We start from the raw sequence: 17,113 nt of genomic DNA on the forward strand, positions 1-17,113 counted from the left end.
ACCTTCACAGAGAGCCCTGAGTGGCTCTCTTTTGACATTCATCAGGGAGCGAAAAACTATGTCGCATATTAACTACAACCATCTCTACTACTTCTGGCATGTCTATAAAGAAGGCTCAGTGGTGGGCGCCGCAGAGGCGCTGTACCTGACGCCGCAGACCATAACCGGGCAAATTAAAGCGCTGGAAGAGCGGCTGCAGGGCAAACTGTTTAAGCGTAAGGGCAGGGGGCTGGAGCCGAGTGAACTGGGCGAGCTGGTTTTTCGCTATGCCGATAAAATGTTTACCCTGAGCCAGGAGATGCTCGACATCATTAACTATCGTAAAGAGTCGAACCTGCTGTTCGATGTCGGCGTGGCGGATGCCTTGTCGAAACGGTTGGTCAGCGGAGTGCTCGATGCCGCGGTGGTTGAAGATGAACAAATCCATCTGCGCTGCTACGAATCGACCCATGAAATGCTGCTCGAGCAGCTCAGCCAGCACAAGCTGGATATGATAATTTCCGATTGCCCGATTGACTCCACTCAGCAGGAAGGGCTGTTCTCGGTCAAGATTGGCGAATGCAGCGTCAGCTTCTGGTGCATGAACCCGTTACCGGAAAAACCGTTCCCGGCGTGTCTGGAAGAGCGTCGATTGCTGATCCCAGGGCGACGCTCCATGCTCGGGCGCAAGCTGCTGAACTGGATTAATACCCAAGGGCTGAAGGTGGAAGTGCTGGGGGAGTTTGATGATGCGGCGCTAATGAAGGCCTTTGGCGCGGCGCATAACGCGATTTTTGTTGCGCCAACGCTCTATGCTCACGACCTGTATGCGGACGATAACATCGTTGAGATTGGGCGAGTGGAGAACGTGATGGAGGAGTATCACGCCATTTTTGCCGAGCGCATGATCCAGCATCCGGCGGTGCAGCGTATCTGTAACCGTGATTACTCCGCGCTGTTTGCCCTGCCGCGCTGACCTGGCGCTAAACGCCAGACATAAAAAAACCCGCCGAGGCGGGTTTTTTTCTACAAAGACTCAGCGAGCAGGCGATTAAGCCAGTTTGCTGATCTGCGCAGCCAGGTTGGCTTTATGACGCGCAGCTTTGTTTTTGTGGATCAGACCTTTAGCAGCCTGACGGTCCACGATCGGTTGCATTTCATTAAATGCTTTCTGTGCAGCAGCTTTGTCGCCTGCTTCTACAGCTGCGTATACTTTCTTAATGAAAGTACGCATCATAGAACGACGGCTAGCGTTGTGCTTGCGTGCCTTTTCAGACTGAACGGCGCGCTTCTTAGCTGATTTGATATTAGCCAAGGTCCAACTCCCAAATATGATCTATATGGACAATTCAAAGGCCGAGGAATATGCCCTCTTAGCCTTCTTTTGTCAATGGATTTGTGCAAATAAGCGCCGTTAGTAGGACAACGCTTGGTTACGTATTGATGGCGCAGGATTCTACCAGCTTGCGTCCTCCGAATACAGCCTTTCTACGACAAAAATCACCGTGGAGGCGAGTTTCTATTGGCATTTCTGCCAAGGTGGATGAAATCGTTGCATCTTTCGTAAGCCAGGTGCAATCGGCGGTTAACGTTGCCTGCTGTACAAGGTATACTTTCACGATTTTCACTGTTTTGAGCCAGACATGAAGCTGATACGCGGCATACATAATCCAGGTCAGGCACCACACGGGTGCGTCCTGACTATTGGCAATTTCGACGGCGTGCATCGTGGGCATCAGGCATTGCTACAGCGTCTATGTGCTGAAGGACGCGAACGTGGTTTGCCTGTGGTGGTGATGATTTTCGAACCGCAGCCACTTGAGCTTTTCGCGTCGGATAAAGCCCCGGCCCGTCTGACGCGGCTACGCGATAAAGTACGTTATCTGGCCGAAAGCGGCGTTGACTACCTGCTTTGTGTCCGTTTCGACCGCCGTTTTGCGGCGCTGACGGCACAAGAGTTTATCAGCGATCTGCTGGTGAAACGCCTTGGCGTCCAGTATCTGGCCGTCGGGGATGATTTCCGCTTTGGCGCTGGTCGCGAAGGGGATTTCTTGTTATTACAGAAGGCCGGTGCCGAGTTTGGCTTTGACGTCACCAGCACCCAGACCTTCTGTGAAGGCGGTCTGCGCATCAGCAGCACCGCGGTGCGCCGGGCGCTGGCCGAGGATGACCTCGAACTGGCGCAAACGCTGTTGGGGCATCCGTTCAGTATTTCCGGACGCGTGGTTCACGGGGATGAGCTGGGGCGAACCATTGGTTTCCCAACAGCGAATCTGCCGCTGCGTCGTCAGGTTTCCCCGGTTAAAGGGGTGTATGCGGTAGAAGTGGCGGGGCTGGGCGATAAGCTATTACCCGGCGTTGCGAATATCGGCACCCGTCCCACGGTGGCTGGCGTGCGCCAGCAGCTGGAAGTACATCTGTTAGACGTTGTAATGGACCTCTATGGTCGCCATATCGATGTCATACTGCGTAAAAAAATACGCAACGAGCAGCGATTTGCATCGCTGGACGAATTAAAAGCGCAAATCGCGCGTGATGAATTAACGGCTCGCGAGTTGTTCGGGCTATCAAACCCGGCGTAATGCCAACGTAAAAATACGGAAACGAGAATCTGATGAGTGACTATAAATCAACCCTGAATTTGCCGGAAACAGGGTTCCCGATGCGTGGCGACCTCGCCAAACGCGAACCGGGAATGCTGGCCCGTTGGACCGATGATGACCTTTACGGCGTCATCCGTGCAGCGAAAAAAGGCAAGAAGACGTTCATTCTGCATGATGGCCCTCCTTATGCGAATGGCAGCATTCATATTGGTCACTCCGTCAACAAGATTCTGAAAGACATTATCGTTAAGTCCAAAGGCCTGACGGGCTTTGACTCGCCGTATGTGCCGGGTTGGGACTGCCACGGTCTGCCTATCGAACTCAAAGTTGAGCAGGAATTTGGCAAGCCGGGTGAGAAATTCACCGCAGCAGAATTCCGCGCCAAGTGCCGCGAGTACGCCGCCACTCAGGTGAATGGGCAGCGTGAAGACTTTATCCGCCTGGGCGTACTGGGCGACTGGTCTCGTCCGTACCTGACCATGGACTTCAACACCGAAGCCAACATCATCCGTGCGCTGGGCAAAATCATCGGCAATGGTCACCTGCATAAAGGGGCTAAGCCGGTACACTGGTGCGTGGACTGCCGTTCTGCTCTGGCAGAAGCGGAAGTTGAGTACTACGACAAAACCTCCCCGTCCATCGACGTGGCGTTCCACGCCGTTGACCAGGACGCGGTGAAAGCGAAGTTTGGCGTGGCTAACGTCAATGGCCCTGTCTCTTTGGTTATCTGGACCACCACCCCGTGGACCCTGCCAGCGAACCGCGCTATCTCCCTGTCGCCAGAGTTTGAATATGCGCTGGTGCAGGTTGAAGGCCAGGCGCTGATCCTTGCCAAAGACCTGGTAGAAAGCGTTACCCAACGTGCGGGCATCACCGATTACACCGTATTGGGCACCGTAAAAGGTGACGAGCTGGAGCTGATGCGCTTTAAGCATCCGTTCCTCGATTTCGATGTTCCGGCAATCCTTGGCGATCACGTGACTCTGGATGCGGGTACCGGTGCGGTGCATACCGCCGGTGGTCACGGTCCGGACGACTACACCATCAGCCAGAAATACGGTCTGGAAATCGCTAACCCGGTAGGCCCGGACGGCGCGTATCTGCCAGGCACTTACCCTGCGCTTGACGGCGTGAACGTCTTCAAAGCCAACGACGTTATCGTCAATATCCTGCGTGACAGCGGGGCGCTGCTGCACGTTGAGAAACTGGTTCACAGCTATCCGTGCTGCTGGCGTCACAAAACGCCGATCATCTTCCGCGCCACGCCACAATGGTTCATCAGCATGGATCAGAAAGGCCTGCGTGAGCAGTCGCTGAAAGAGATCAAAGGCGTACAGTGGATCCCGGACTGGGGCCAGGCACGTATCGAATCAATGGTCGCCAACCGTCCTGACTGGTGTATTTCCCGTCAGCGTACGTGGGGCGTACCGATGTCACTGTTCGTCCATAAAGAAACGCAGGAGCTGCATCCGCGCACGCTTGAGCTGATGGAAGAAGTGGCAAAACGCGTTGAGCAGGACGGCATTCAGGCGTGGTGGGATCTCGACCCGCGCGAGATCATGGGTGACGACGCTGACACCTATGAGAAAGTGCCGGATACCCTCGACGTCTGGTTCGATTCCGGTTCGACGCACTCGTCCGTGGTTGACGTGCGCCCTGAATTCAGCGGCCACGCGGCAGATATGTATCTGGAAGGTTCTGACCAGCATCGCGGCTGGTTCATGTCTTCCCTGATGATCTCCACGGCGATGAAAGGCAAAGCGCCTTACCGCCAGGTACTGACTCACGGCTTCACCGTGGATGGTCAGGGCCGCAAAATGTCCAAGTCGATCGGTAACACCGTATCGCCGCAGGACGTCATGAACAAACTGGGCGCCGACATTCTGCGTCTGTGGGTCGCCTCTACCGACTACACCGGCGAAATGGCGGTCTCCGACGAGATCCTCAAACGTGCCGCCGACAGCTACCGTCGTATCCGTAACACCGCGCGCTTCCTGCTGGCGAACCTGAACGGTTTCGATCCGGTAAAAGACATGGTGAAACCGGAAGAGATGGTGACCCTGGATCGCTGGGCGGTGGGCTGTGCACAAGCCGCACAGGAAGACATCCTGAAAGCGTATGAGTCTTACGATTTCCACGAAGTGGTGCAGCGCCTGATGCGTTTCTGCTCCATCGAAATGGGCTCGTTCTATCTCGATATCATCAAAGACCGTCAGTACACCGCCAAAGCGGACAGCGTGGCGCGTCGCAGCTGTCAGACCGCGCTGTATCACATCGCGGAAGCGCTGGTTCGCTGGATGGCGCCAATCATGTCCTTCACCGCGGACGAAATCTGGGGCTACCTGCCAGGCTCCCGCGAGAAGTACGTCTTTACCGGCGAGTGGTACACCGGCCTGTTTGGGCTGGATAATACCGAAGCGATGAACGATGCCTTCTGGGACGAGCTGCTGAAAGTGCGTAGCGAAGTGAACAAAGTCATCGAGCAGGCGCGTGCCGATAAGAAAGTTGGTGGTTCTCTGGAAGCAGCGGTCACGCTGTATGCCGAGCCTGAACTGGCGGCTAAACTGACGGCGCTGGGCGATGAATTGCGATTTGTCCTGTTGACCTCCGGGGCCTCTGTTGCGGATTATGCCGCAGCAACCGCCGAGGCACAGCAGAGCGAACTGCTCAAAGGCCTGAAAGTGGCGTTGCAGAAAGCCGAAGGTGATAAGTGTCCGCGCTGCTGGCATTACACCAAAGATGTCGGCCAGGTGGCGGAACACGCAGAAATCTGCGGCCGCTGTGTCAGCAACGTCGCCGGTGCCGGCGAAAAACGTAAGTTTGCCTGATGAGCCAATCAATCTGTAAAAGTGGCCTGCGCTGGCTGTGGCTGGTCGTGGTGGTGCTGATTATCGATCTCGGCAGCAAATTCCTGATCCTCCAGCATTTCGAGCTGGGGGAGACGGTGTCGCTGTTCCCGTCGCTGAATCTGCACTATGCGCGTAACTATGGCGCGGCGTTCAGCTTCCTCGCCGACAGCGGTGGCTGGCAGCGCTGGTTCTTCGCCGGGATTGCGATCGGTATTTGTGTGATTTTGGCGGTGCTGATGTATCGCTCAAAAGCGACGCAAAAGCTGAATAACATCGCCTATGCGCTGATCATCGGTGGCGCACTGGGTAACCTGTTTGATCGCTTGTGGCACGGTTTCGTGGTCGATATGATCGACTTCTACGTCGGCAACTGGCACTTCGCGACCTTCAATCTCGCCGACTCCGCTATCTGTATCGGTGCGGCGTTGGTGGTGCTGGAAGGCTTCTTGCCGAACGCCGCGGCGAAGAAACAGGCGTAAAAAAATCGCCGGGCGGCGCGACGCGTGCCCCGGCCTACGTACCCCGTAGGCCCGGTCCGCGCAGCGCCACCGGGCAACATTAGCGAGCAATCCTGCATGTCTAAATCTGTTCAGAGCAATAGCGCGGTCCTGGTTCATTTCACATTGAAACTTGACGATGGTTCCACCGCCGAATCCACCCGCAATAACGGCAAACCTGCGCTGTTCCGTCTTGGCGATGCGTCGCTGTCCGAAGGTCTGGAACAACATCTGCTAGGCTTGAAAGAGGGCGATAAAACCACGTTCTCGCTGGAGCCTGATGCCGCGTTTGGCGTACCGAGCCCGGATCTCATCCAATACTTTTCACGCCGTGAGTTTATGGATGCTGGCGAGCCGGATATAGGCGCGATCATGCTCTTTACCGCAATGGATGGCAGCGAAATGCCGGGGGTTATTCGTGAGGTTAACGGCGATTCGATCACCGTCGATTTCAATCACCCGCTGGCGGGGCGTACCGTTCATTTTGATATTGAAGTGCTGGAGATAGACCCGGCACTGGAGGCATAAAATGCAGATCCTGTTGGCCAACCCGCGCGGTTTCTGCGCCGGTGTAGACCGCGCTATCAGCATTGTTGAAAACGCGCTGCAGATTTTCGGTGCGCCGATATACGTCCGTCACGAAGTGGTACACAACCGCTACGTGGTTGACAGCCTGCGTCAGCGCGGCGCGATTTTCATCGAGCAAATCAGCGAAGTGCCAGACGGCGCGATCCTGATTTTCTCCGCGCATGGTGTTTCTCAGGCCGTGCGTAATGAAGCCAAAAGCCGTGACCTGACCGTCTTTGATGCCACCTGTCCGCTGGTGACCAAAGTGCATATGGAAGTCGCCCGCGCCAGCCGTCGTGGTGAAGAGTCGATTCTTATCGGCCACGCGGGACACCCGGAAGTGGAAGGCACAATGGGCCAGTACAGCAACCCGGAAGGGGGCATGTATCTGGTCGAGTCGCCGGAAGACGTTTGGAAGCTGAATGTCAAAAACGAAGCACGCCTCTCGTTCATGACCCAGACAACGCTCTCGGTGGACGATACGTCGGACGTTATTGATGCCCTGCGCAGCCGTTTCCCGAAAATTGTCGGGCCGCGCAAGGACGACATCTGCTATGCCACCACCAACCGTCAGGAAGCGGTGCGTGACTTAGCGCAGCGTGCCGATGTGGTGCTGGTTGTCGGGTCAAAAAACTCCTCCAACTCCAACCGACTGGCGGAACTGGCTCAGCGTATGGGCAAGGCGGCATTCCTGATTGATGACTCAACTGACATCCAGGAAGAGTGGGTCAAAACCGCGGCCTGCGTCGGCGTCACCGCAGGCGCTTCCGCCCCGGATATTCTGGTGCAGAATGTGATTGCGCGCTTGCAGGAGCTGGGCGGTGGGGAGGCTATCCCACTCGAAGGCCGTGAAGAGAACATCGTCTTTGAAGTGCCGAAAGAGCTGAGACTCGATATCCGCGAAGTGGAATAAGTTTTTTATTCGCAACGTATGTAAAAATGCCAGGCTAATAACCTGGCTTTTTTTATGGAGGAATCATGCCGTTACCCTTTATTCTCGACACCGATCCCGGTATCGATGATGCCGCCGCCCTTGCTGCGGCACTGTTTGCGCCTGAACTCGACCTCCAGCTGGTTACCACCGTGGCGGGAAACGTATCGGTGGAGAAAACAACGCGTAACGCCCTGCAATTACTGCATTTCTGGCAGGCAGATATCCCGGTCGCACAAGGTGCCGCCACCCCGATGTTGCGTCCGCTGCGTGATGCCGCCTACGTGCATGGTGAATCTGGCATGGAAGGCTACGACTTCGTCGATCATCAGCGTCAGCCGCTGGCGAAACCGGCGTTTATGGCCATTCGCGATAAGCTGATGAGTGCCCCGGAGCCAATGACGCTGGTGGCGATCGGCCCGCTGACCAACATCGCGCTGCTGCTGACACAGTATCCGGAATGCACGTTCAATATTCGTCGGCTGGTTATCATGGGCGGTTCGTCCGGGCGCGGTAACTTCACACCAAACGCCGAATTTAACATTGCCATCGATCCGGAAGCCGCCGAGCGGGTGTTCCAGAGTGGGATTGAAATCGTGATGTGCGGCCTGGACGTTACCAATCAGGCGCTGCTCACGCCGGAGTATCTGGCCCAGCTGCCCGCGCTGAATCACACTGGCAAAATGTTGCATTCGCTGTTCAGCCACTATCGCAGCGGCAGCATGAGCAGCGGCCTGCGGATGCATGACCTGTGTGCGATTGCCTGGCTGGTTCGCCCGGAACTGTTCACCCTGAAATCATGCTTCGTGGCGGTGGAAACGCAGGGAACGTACACAGCAGGCACCACGGTGGTGGATATCGAAAACCGTCTTGGGCATCCGGCGAACGCACAGGTGGCGCTGGATCTGGACGTCGACGGTTTCCGCCAGTGGGTAGCCGAGGTGCTGGCGCTGGCACCGTAAGCCGGGCTAAATCTTGTCGCTGAGATAATCAATCATCGCCCGCATCCTGGCGGGCAGATGTTTGTTACCCGACCACAGCAGCCACAGCTGTCCGGAATAACGGCTGATAAATTCCCATTCCGGCAAGACCTGAACAATCTCGCCGCTCTCCAGTGCCTCTCGGGCGGTAAACAGTGGCAGGCTGCCGATCCCCAGATGCTGTTTGACCGCGTCGAGGCGTACCGCCGTGTGGTTGGCGGCATAGCGTCCCTGGGTTTGAACGGTTTCCATTTTCCCCTCGCGACGGAATTTCCAGCGTGCGTCGGCGGGCATTTCGCCCAAGCTGATGCAGCTATGTGCCATCAACTCCTGCGGCGTTTGCGGCGTGCCGTGCTGCTGCAAATAGTCAGGCGTGGCGCAAATGACATGCGTCACCGGCATCAGCGGTTTGCCATGCAGACCGGGTGAGGGCGAGTGGGTAATGCGCAGCGCCAGATCGATCCCGTCATCAATGAAATCCAGAACCCTGTCCTCCAGCCGCAAACAAACATCCACCTGCGGGAAACGTGCCAGAAATTCGATCATCAGCGGATGCACCACAAAGCGCCCGATGGCTTTCGGTACGCTGATCGTCAGCTTTCCCTGGGCTATCGCCTGCTCACGATTGCCGCCGTCCATCGCCAGACGCGCGGCCTCCAGCATTTCTTGCGCATGACGATAGACCGTCTTGCCGCTGTCGCTCAGGCGCAGTTTTCGGGTCGTTCGGTGCAGCAGTTTGCTGCCCATTTCCTGCTCGAGACGGGACACGCTGCGGCTGATGGCGGAGGGCGTCGCCCCGGATTTACGGGCCACGGCGGAAAAGCTGCCCTGGTCAACGACCTGGACAAACAGCGCGAGATCGGGAAGTAAGTTCAGATTCATTTGTGCCTGTCACGCAAAGGTGCATTGAAGGTGGAGGGGATTATCGCCATTGACGATATCAATATACTGTCCAGAACAAGAGGAGAACAAGCATGACAGAACGCCTTTACTACACCAGTGATGCCACCGAAGGGCAGGCGCAGGTCTTACGCTGTGAAACCGAGGCGGATGGACGCTACGCCGTGATACTCGACCGCACGCTGTTTCACCCACAGGGCGGCGGTCAACCGGCTGACAGCGGTTGGATTGCCGGTGTTGCGGTAGAAAACGTGCTGACGCGCGATGACCATGTGGTACATCTGCTGTCGCAACCGCTGCCGCCTGGTGAGGTGTCGATGCAGGTGGATGCTGCGGCCAGACAGTTGCATACCCGATTACACTCTGCCGGACATCTGATTGGCCTGGCGGGCGAACTGCTTGGCTGGCAGCCCGTCAAAGCTCACCACTGGCCGGGAGAAGGGCGCATCACGTTTGTGGCGATCGATAACGCCGAGTTGCCAGACGTCAGCGCGTTTCAGACAAAAATCGACGGCTGGATAGATGAGGATCTGCCGCGTAATCATTTTATGGAACAGGGCATTCGCCAGGTTGGATATGGCGCCCAGCGGACTTACCCGTGCGGCGGGACGCACGTCGCCAGCTTGTCCGAGTTAGGCAAGGTCGACATTACCCATCTCAAGTTCAAAAAGGGCCAGCTGGTGGTCAGCTATTCCCTGGCGTGACTCGTCGGCAAAGTGAACCAACGCACAGACGGTTAATCGATTAATCTGCTACGCTCAGTCTGTTGTTCTCCTCGGGCCGGAGAAACAGATGAATCCTTCAATAAAGATGCCGCCGCAGGTGGCATGGGACAGTGGTGCTCTGTCTGGCGCACCGCTGATGCAAAAACCCACTCACCTCGGTGATCTAAACGGCGTTTTTGCCGACGATGAGGCATGGCGTGGCGGTGACCCCGCGCTCGTCGTCTATCGCGTTGAAATGCTTGATACCCCATCAGGAGACGGCGAGCTGTATACCGGCGTGACCCATCTCAACCCGGGTCGCGTCGGCAATGAGTTCTTCATGACCCGGGGGCATTTCCATGCTCGCCGTGAGCAGGGCGAAGTGTATTTTGGTCTGCGCGGCGAAGGGTTATTGTTGCTCCAGTCTGAAAATGGACAAACCCGACTGGAGCGGGTGCAGCCAGGTTCAGTACATATTATTCCCGGCTTGACGGCACATCGGCTGATAAACACCGGGCGCGATATCCTGTCGGCGCTGGCCGTCTGGCCGAGCATCGCCGGCCATGATTATGCTGCGCTCAGCGGCGGTTTTGCCCTGCGGGTCACCACTGACACCCTGAAGCTAATGGCAAAAGAGGTGCAGAATGGCTGACAATGCGGCACGTTTTGGCCTCGATATGACCATTCAGCGCCAGCCGATGGGCTTTGGCTACGGGGAAGATGTTACCGGCCCAATGCCGGAGATCCGCACCCTCGATCAAATCCGTTTTTCACTCCGCGACCCTTTGTGCGACGGGCCGGAAGAGGTGTATGCCATAGCCATGGACGTCGCCCGGCTTCAGGACAGAGAAGAACTGAAAAAGCGGATGCTGTTATTTGGCGTTGTCACCTATGCTGCCGGAACGCTGGGAGCGGAACCCATCCGCAGCCAGGGGCATATTCATCGTATCAGCCAGCACAGCGGCTGGTCGCCGCCGGAGCTGTATGAAATCTGGCAGGGCAAAGCCATTATTTATATGCAGGAATACGTCGCCGACGACCCGGGACGCTGCTTTGCGGTCATTGCCGGGCCAGGTGAAAAAGTGCTGGTGCCGCCGGGCTGGGGACATGCCACGATTTCGGCGGATGCCGAGCAGCCGCTGACCTTTGGCGCATGGTGTGACCGGGAATATGGCTTTGAGTACGACGCCGTGCGGGCGCATAAAGGGCTGGCGTGGTATCCGCTGATGCAGGACCGACAAATTATCTGGCAGCATAATACGCACTATTCACCCGCGCGATTGCAGGTGATTACCCCTCGTGCGTATCGGGAGTTTGGCCTTACCGACGCGCCGATTTATCAACAGTTCATCGATGACCCGGCGCGTTTCCAGTTCATTTCACGCCCGGACAAAACCGCCACGCTGTGGCAGAATTTTCACCCATAAGCACTGCCCGGCGGCACGGTATTTACCGTCATCCATGCACGGCAAACGCCGTGCCGCCGGGCGTGTCAGGCAAACAGCCCGGTAGCGACACCGACCGCTGCCAGCACCAGTAGCAGGAGCATGGCTTTCACCGGTGAAACGCCGCGCTTGGCCATCAGATACCAGGTGCCGAGCACCACAATCAGCGGCAGCAACTGCGGGAAAATCCCATCGAGCATTTGCTGCAGGTGAATGTTCACCCCATCTTTAGTCACGAATTCCAGGCCCGAGCCAAGCTTCACATAGCTTGCCGCCACGCCGCCCATCACAAACACCCCGAGCAGCGACAGCGCTTCACGCAGACGCGTCGATTTGCTGCTGACCAGCATTTCCACCGAACCGGATCCCATCCGATAGCCCTTCAAAAACAGGAACCATGAGCCGGGTAAGATGATGGCCAGCCAGGCGATGGTGTAAAACAGCGGGCCGAGAATATTTTCCCCGGCGGCAAGTGCCATGCCGATACTCAGCAAAATCGGGATCAGCATACCGGGGATCATCGAATCGCCGATCCCGGCGATCGGCCCCATCAGCCCGACCTTCAGGGTGTTAATGGTTTCCCCATCAATCGGCTCGCCGTTGGCTTTTTTCTCCTCAAGCCCCAGCGCCATGCCGTTGACGATCGCGCCTATCTGCGGCTCGGTGTTGTAGAACGAGGCATGACGACGCAGCATTTCCTTCCGCTGTGTTGCGTCGGGATACAGTTTCTTCGCCACCGGCAGCATACTCAGGCAGAAGCCGAACGATTCCAGACGTTCGAAGCTCATCGACGATAAATTATGCATCATCCACGCGCGCCAACAGCGGCGCAGATCGGTGCGGGTCAGTTTACGTTCTTCCATCAGAATTCATCCTCATCATCGACAGTCGGCTTCACGCCCGCGGTCTGCGGTGCTTCCGGCTTGTAGTTGTAATGGATAAGCGCCAGCAGCGCGCCAACGATAACCAGCGCCACCATGTTCAGTTTCAGGAATACGATGCAGATAAAGCCGACGAGGAAATAAATCAGCATGGTGTAATTTTTAATGATTTGTTTCAGCAGGATAGCTATCCCGACCGCCGGTAAAATACCGCCCAGTACGCTCATCGTGGAAATCACGATGGCGGGCAGGCTGTCCATAAAGCCGCTGATGTACTGCGCGCCAAAATAAACGGCGATAAACGTCGGCACGAAACGCAGCACAAAGTTGGTCGCCTGCGGCCAGATGGCGCTATTGAGATAAATGCCGCGTTCGTCGCCACGTTCAAGGGCGGTATCGGCCCGGTGGTTCCAGAAGGAGTTCAGCACCATCATGGTGTTAAACAGAATGGTTCCCGCAATGCCGATGGTCGCGGCCAATGCGACGGCGACCTCCGGGCCTTTGCCGGAGAGGATCCCCAGTGCAATGGCGGGCCAGGCGACAAAGTTGAGATCCGCAGGCATCGAACCGCCCGGGGTGACCATCGCGATATACACCGCCTGGACCGCGACGCCTATCATGATCCCGGTTTTTACATCACCGAGGATCAGACCGACCAGCATCCCGGACACTAATGGGCGGGACAGGAGATACCAGCCGCCGGTCAGGCCGAACAGCCAGGGGCTGCTGAGCGCACCAAGGTAACAGAGCAGGCCAATCAGTGTGGCTTCGAAAATCATCTTCAGCTCCTTATTTCAGTTTTTGGCGTGCGTCCTGCCAGCTGTAGCAACTGGCATCTGGCACCAGACGAAACTCGACCAGATGGCCCTGGGCGGTGAGCCATTCAAAGGCGGCAATTTCTTCTGCCGTTACCGATTGGTTCGGGCCGATGGTGGTACTGCTGGCGCGGGCGCTCATCGGTCCGACGTTGATTTTGCCGTTGCTGTTTTTCAGGCTGATCCCCGCCTGCTCAATGCGTTGCAGGGTGACCGGGGATTTGCCAATCACGAAATACCGCTTCTCACTGGCGATAACTTTGGGCAGCTTTTCGATGGCGGTGGCAGTATCAAACAGCCAGACCTTCGTGTCTGATACCGCGCCTTTCATCACCGACGAGAGCAGTGGGTCGGCCGCAACGGCATCGTCGATAGCGATGATGCCATCACAGGGCAGCTCTTTGGCCCAGCGTGTGACGAGCTGCCCATGAATGACGCGGTCATCGATACGTACAAAAGAAAGACTCATAAAACACCTCTTTAAAAATCATCAGATTGCGTGAGCGAGACGGGAGCGGCGATGACCAGTGTGGGCTGCGTTAACGCCAGGAGCTGTGCCGCTGCGGCGTGGACATCGGTCAGAGCATGGATATCGTCGGTTTGCAGCAGCATTGGCAAATTCACCCCCGCCAGGACCGCCATCGGCGGCATCGTTGTGGGAGAAAACGCGTGATGGCTGGCGACGTTCCACGGCGTGCCGCTTTGCATGTCGCACAGCACCAGCACGCCATCCGCATTGCACTGAGCCTTCACCAGCGTGCTGGCAAAATCGTTTCTAAAGCCATCAATCCCGGCGGTTTCCCCGAGCGTGACGGGGAAAACATACGGCAGCTCGCCATATACCAGCGTGGCGCTGTCCAGCAGGGCGCTCGCGAGCGGACCATGAGAAGCGACAATCACGTTGATCATTTTTACCCCCTGACCCAGGCTTTGACGGTGGCCAACTGCTGGCCGACGCCTTTGCCCCACGGCGTGATGCGGTATTCACCTACGCTTGCAGGCACAATAAAGGTCTCGGCGTAGTGGACCACGAAAGGCGCAAAGGCCCCGGTTGGGCTCTCCACGCGGGCTTCGTCCCCGGCGACCAGATTCAGGACGTTCACGCCGCCCCCGGTATGGTGGGTGACGGGTTTTGTGAACCAGTGCCGACGGGTTTCAATAAATTCTCGTTCGTGCAGCCCGGTACGCTCCTCGCGCCAGCCATCGCCCTCACCGATTGGCTCGATGCGGTTGACCAGATGTTCATGTACCCAGGACGTGTCGCGCTGCCAGTCGATAACCTTGGCACCGTGCTCGAGGTGTACCGGGCGCGGCAGGCCGTCCATTCCCAGTCGTCCCCAATCCCACAGCTTGAAGGTGAAAATGTACGGCGTGGCGCTGATTTCCAGCACCATCGTGCCCGAGCCGGAACAGTGAACGGTGCCTGCCGGGATCAGGAAGTGATCGTGCTTGCGGGCAGGGATCTGATTGACGAAGCGGGTGTCATCAAAGGCGCATTGGCCCTGTGCGGCCTGATGCAGATTGTCCAGCATCGCCTGCGGCTCAGTGCCGGTTTGGGTGCCGAGATACACCACCGCGCCCGGCTCGGCCTCCAGAATGTAGTAACTCTCATCCTGGGTGTAGTGCATCCCAAACTGCTGCTGGATGTATTCGGTCAGCGGATGGACCTGGAAACTGAGGTTCTGTCCCCCGATGGTGTCGAGAAAATCGAAGCGAATGGGAAACTCTGCGCCAAAGCGCGCATGCACTTTTTCGCCCAGCAGTTCTCGCGGGTGCAGCAGGACCGCATTTAAAGAAGGGATCTCGATCCGCACGTCGCCGAACCTTAGCAACAGGCTGTTTTCCTCGGGCACGCAGTCAAAACACCAGGCGTAGTTAGGCTTCGAGGGATCGAGATCGAACTGGTTTTTCATCCACTGGCCGCCCCACACGCCGGGATCGAAAAACGGCACTACCCGAAACGGGCGCTGGACCGTTTGTGCCAGACCGGCGCGCAGCGCGTCACCGCTGACCATTTTTGGGTTATCCGCAAGGGTGGTATCCAGAAGGAAATCGGCGCGCTGTAATAATGGGGTTTTGTGGCGGTCAAACACCCGCCATTCGACAAAAAAGGCCCGTTTGTAGCGACGCAGAATATCTTCATCGTGATTGTCCACACCCCAGTTACCCAGCTCGCCGCTGCGCATCCGCTGTTGAATTTCCCAGCGTGGCAAATCGGCGTACACCAGCACATCGCCGTCGTGGACCAGCGCGGCACCAGGACCATACACAATCACCAGGCCACTGGCCTCCGTGACCTGCTGGCGCAAAGCGGCCAGCTTCTGTGGGTCAAAAAATTCAGCGAGTTGATGGCAAGAAAGCACGCCAAATACGCGATCGTCAGTCAGGTTCCGGGCCAGCAATCGGTGCAGCGCTTCCTCGTTTTTACGTGCCGCTTCGATGTTAATCAGACAGCTGCCAGTGAACTGCGTGTGCAACGCCTGCTCAAGTTCGTCGAGACGCACGCCGGGATAGCAGTCAATCACCAGCACGGTTTTTCTGGCGTCAGAAAGGCGGGTATTCAGCACGGGCCATAGCGTTTTCCAGCCCTGCCAGGCCTGTTTGTCGTAACCCTCAACCGGGACTTCAGGGTGTTTATCGTAGTTCGTCGATTTCATTCTTTTCTCCCAAGGTTCATGGCTTAAGATTAATCGATTAACCCTAAGAAGAAAGGCTGGTTAATGGGATTAACCCGGCAAAAATAAGCGATAGGGGATTTTTAACCGTCAGGTTGTGAAGCGTCTCACAGGGAATAATGCAAAATTGAGGTTATTCGATTAATCTGTGGGAAACACGAGGAGGAATCATGACCACTGTTACGCTGGCGCAGGTTGCCGCGAAGGCCGGCGTCTCGACCGCCACGGTCTCAATGGTGCTGCGCAATCGGGGGCGTATCTCGCAGGCCACCCGCGAAAGAGTCCTGCTGGCGCTGGATGAATCCGGGTATGTCTATAACCAGACCGCGGCGAATCTGCGCAACCGCAGCAGCAATCAGGTAGGGCTACTGTTGCACGATATTACCAACCCGTTTTACGGTGAGATGACCGCCGGACTGAGCCATGAAATGGAGCGTCACGAGATGCTGCTGTTTCTGGCAAACAGCGAAGAATCGGAAGAGCGACAGCAGAAATTTGTCGATTCACTGATGCGTAACAGCGCCTGTGGGATGGTGCTGTGCGCAGCCAGGGGCACGCCGCAGGCCTTTTTCGACGGTTTGAAGCGACGCAATATCCCGGCCATTATGGTGGTGCGCCCGTTGGACGATCCGGATTTCGATTTTGTCGGTACCGACAATTTTCTCGGTTCGCAGATGGCGACCGCGCATTTACTGAAGCTGGGTCATCGTAACATTGCCTTTATTGGCGGGAGCCTCAATTCGGGGACCCGGGCCCAGCGTATCGGCGGATTTACCAGCAAGCTGCTGGAATATGGTGTTGCACCAAAGCCGGAGTGGATTGTCGCCTCGCAGGCCAGCCAAAGCGACGGGGCGCGGGTGGCGGAAGCTCTGTTTAAGCAGTATCCGCAGATCACCGCCGCCGTCTGCTATCAGGACATTGTGGCGCTGGGGGTAATGCAGACGCTGCGCAAAGCAGGCCGTGAGCCGGGGCGTGATTTTGCGCTGGTCGGTTTCGACGATATCACCGAAGCGGCGCTGGTCCAGCCCGCGCTGACCACGGTTTCCGTTGCCGCGAAAGAGATAGGGCGTAAGGCCGGAGAGCTGTTATTCAGCCGGATTCAGGGCAACAGTGAACCACCGAAAAGGATAATTCTGCCCCCTGCGCTGGTGGTCAGAGAATCCTGTGGGTTTCGCTGATCATGCCTTTTACTGATATTTGCTGCAGTTTCACGTTAAATTCTAATTATCGCCGTTTTTAGTGGCAGCCTTTTCAGGCGCTGGTTACTCTGAAAACGATTTACATTGT

The 17,113-nt window shown here is 56.8% G+C and carries 18 protein-coding genes; 11 read left to right on the plus strand and 7 right to left on the minus strand.

Annotated features, from left to right (window positions below):
- Nucleotides 1-58 precede the first annotated feature (58 nt).
- A complete protein-coding gene (gene nhaR / locus ACG0Z5_RS02520; RefSeq protein WP_258987425.1) occupies nt 59-955 on the plus strand; it encodes a transcriptional activator NhaR in 897 nt (298 codons plus the stop codon).
- Nucleotides 956-1,030: 75 nt separating this feature from the next.
- Here nhaR and rpsT read toward each other — a convergent pair whose 3' ends face one another.
- On the minus strand, nt 1,031-1,294 hold the full coding sequence (gene rpsT, locus ACG0Z5_RS02525) for a 30S ribosomal protein S20 (RefSeq protein WP_110510708.1): 264 nt from the start codon (nt 1,292-1,294) through the stop codon (nt 1,031-1,033).
- A 328-nt stretch (nt 1,295-1,622) separates the two neighbouring features.
- Between rpsT and ribF the strand changes: the two genes are divergently transcribed.
- The 6 genes from ribF (at nt 1,623) to rihC (ending at nt 8,388) form a co-directional block, all read left to right on the plus strand.
- Nucleotides 1,623-2,561: a bifunctional riboflavin kinase/FAD synthetase gene (gene ribF, locus ACG0Z5_RS02530; RefSeq protein WP_394445165.1), complete on the plus strand. Its 939-nt coding sequence runs from the start codon at nt 1,623-1,625 to the stop codon at nt 2,559-2,561.
- Between the two features lie 32 nt (nt 2,562-2,593).
- On the plus strand, nt 2,594-5,410 hold the full coding sequence (gene ileS, locus ACG0Z5_RS02535) for an isoleucine--tRNA ligase (RefSeq protein WP_394445166.1): 2,817 nt from the start codon (nt 2,594-2,596) through the stop codon (nt 5,408-5,410).
- Entirely contained in the window at nt 5,410-5,910 is a 501-nt protein-coding gene (lspA, locus tag ACG0Z5_RS02540) for a signal peptidase II (RefSeq protein WP_319628249.1), read from the plus strand. The genes ileS and lspA overlap by 1 nt, the downstream gene beginning before the upstream one ends.
- 96 nt (nt 5,911-6,006) lie before the next feature.
- Complete coding sequence (gene fkpB / locus ACG0Z5_RS02545; RefSeq protein WP_319628248.1) at nt 6,007-6,456, plus strand: FKBP-type peptidyl-prolyl cis-trans isomerase; 450 nt, start codon at nt 6,007-6,009, stop codon at nt 6,454-6,456.
- Nucleotide 6,457: 1 nt separating this feature from the next.
- The gene (ispH, locus tag ACG0Z5_RS02550; protein WP_394445167.1) at nt 6,458-7,408 is read left to right on the plus strand and encodes a 4-hydroxy-3-methylbut-2-enyl diphosphate reductase; all 951 of its coding nucleotides are present in this window, start codon (nt 6,458-6,460) and stop codon (nt 7,406-7,408) included.
- A gap of 65 nt (nt 7,409-7,473) precedes the next feature.
- Nucleotides 7,474-8,388: a ribonucleoside hydrolase RihC gene (gene rihC, locus ACG0Z5_RS02555; RefSeq protein ID WP_394445168.1), complete on the plus strand. Its 915-nt coding sequence runs from the start codon at nt 7,474-7,476 to the stop codon at nt 8,386-8,388.
- 6 nt (nt 8,389-8,394) lie between these two features.
- Here rihC and ACG0Z5_RS02560 read toward each other — a convergent pair whose 3' ends face one another.
- A complete protein-coding gene (locus ACG0Z5_RS02560) occupies nt 8,395-9,288 on the minus strand; it encodes a LysR family transcriptional regulator (protein ID WP_394445169.1) in 894 nt (297 codons plus the stop codon).
- Between the two features lie 92 nt (nt 9,289-9,380).
- On the opposite strand from ACG0Z5_RS02560, the gene ACG0Z5_RS02565 reads away from it, so the two are divergent.
- The 3 genes from ACG0Z5_RS02565 (at nt 9,381) to ACG0Z5_RS02575 (ending at nt 11,437) form a co-directional block, all read left to right on the plus strand.
- Nucleotides 9,381-10,010 carry an alanyl-tRNA editing protein gene (locus ACG0Z5_RS02565; protein ID WP_394445170.1) on the plus strand — a complete coding sequence of 210 codons (630 nt, stop codon included), beginning with the start codon at nt 9,381-9,383 and terminating at the stop codon, nt 10,008-10,010.
- Nucleotides 10,011-10,098: 88 nt separating this feature from the next.
- A complete protein-coding gene (locus ACG0Z5_RS02570; RefSeq protein WP_394445171.1) occupies nt 10,099-10,662 on the plus strand; it encodes a glucose-6-phosphate isomerase family protein in 564 nt (187 codons plus the stop codon).
- Nucleotides 10,655-11,437 (plus strand): glucose-6-phosphate isomerase family protein, encoded by a 783-nt coding sequence (locus ACG0Z5_RS02575; protein ID WP_394445172.1) that lies wholly within the window; start codon nt 10,655-10,657, stop codon nt 11,435-11,437. Before ACG0Z5_RS02570 ends, ACG0Z5_RS02575 begins: the two co-directional genes overlap by 8 nt.
- A 65-nt stretch (nt 11,438-11,502) precedes the next feature.
- Here ACG0Z5_RS02575 and ACG0Z5_RS02580 read toward each other — a convergent pair whose 3' ends face one another.
- Genes ACG0Z5_RS02580 through ACG0Z5_RS02600 form a run of 5 tightly spaced genes read right to left on the minus strand, consistent with a single transcriptional unit; the run spans nt 11,503 to nt 15,808 of the window.
- Nucleotides 11,503-12,318 (minus strand): PTS system mannose/fructose/sorbose family transporter subunit IID, encoded by an 816-nt coding sequence (locus ACG0Z5_RS02580; protein WP_394445173.1) that lies wholly within the window; start codon nt 12,316-12,318, stop codon nt 11,503-11,505.
- Complete coding sequence (locus tag ACG0Z5_RS02585; protein ID WP_394445174.1) at nt 12,318-13,115, minus strand: PTS mannose/fructose/sorbose/N-acetylgalactosamine transporter subunit IIC; 798 nt, start codon at nt 13,113-13,115, stop codon at nt 12,318-12,320. Before ACG0Z5_RS02585 ends, ACG0Z5_RS02580 begins: the two co-directional genes overlap by 1 nt.
- Before the next feature lie 10 nt (nt 13,116-13,125).
- Nucleotides 13,126-13,620, minus strand: a complete 495-nt coding sequence (locus tag ACG0Z5_RS02590) for a PTS system mannose/fructose/N-acetylgalactosamine-transporter subunit IIB (protein WP_319628239.1) — start codon at nt 13,618-13,620, stop codon at nt 13,126-13,128.
- 11 nt (nt 13,621-13,631) lie between these two features.
- The gene (locus ACG0Z5_RS02595) at nt 13,632-14,060 is read right to left on the minus strand and encodes a PTS sugar transporter subunit IIA (protein ID WP_394445175.1); all 429 of its coding nucleotides are present in this window, start codon (nt 14,058-14,060) and stop codon (nt 13,632-13,634) included.
- 2 nt (nt 14,061-14,062) lie between these two features.
- Complete coding sequence (locus tag ACG0Z5_RS02600; RefSeq protein WP_394445176.1) at nt 14,063-15,808, minus strand: class I mannose-6-phosphate isomerase; 1,746 nt, start codon at nt 15,806-15,808, stop codon at nt 14,063-14,065.
- A 188-nt stretch (nt 15,809-15,996) separates the two neighbouring features.
- Here ACG0Z5_RS02600 and ACG0Z5_RS02605 point away from each other — a divergent pair, with 188 nt between their 5' ends.
- Nucleotides 15,997-17,004 carry a LacI family DNA-binding transcriptional regulator gene (locus tag ACG0Z5_RS02605; protein ID WP_394445177.1) on the plus strand — a complete coding sequence of 336 codons (1,008 nt, stop codon included), beginning with the start codon at nt 15,997-15,999 and terminating at the stop codon, nt 17,002-17,004.
- Nucleotides 17,005-17,113: the final 109 nt, after the last annotated feature.

Source organism: Scandinavium sp. M-37 (assembly GCF_043558715.1).
In the GTDB taxonomy this organism is placed as follows: domain Bacteria; phylum Pseudomonadota; class Gammaproteobacteria; order Enterobacterales; family Enterobacteriaceae; genus Scandinavium; species Scandinavium vulneris_A.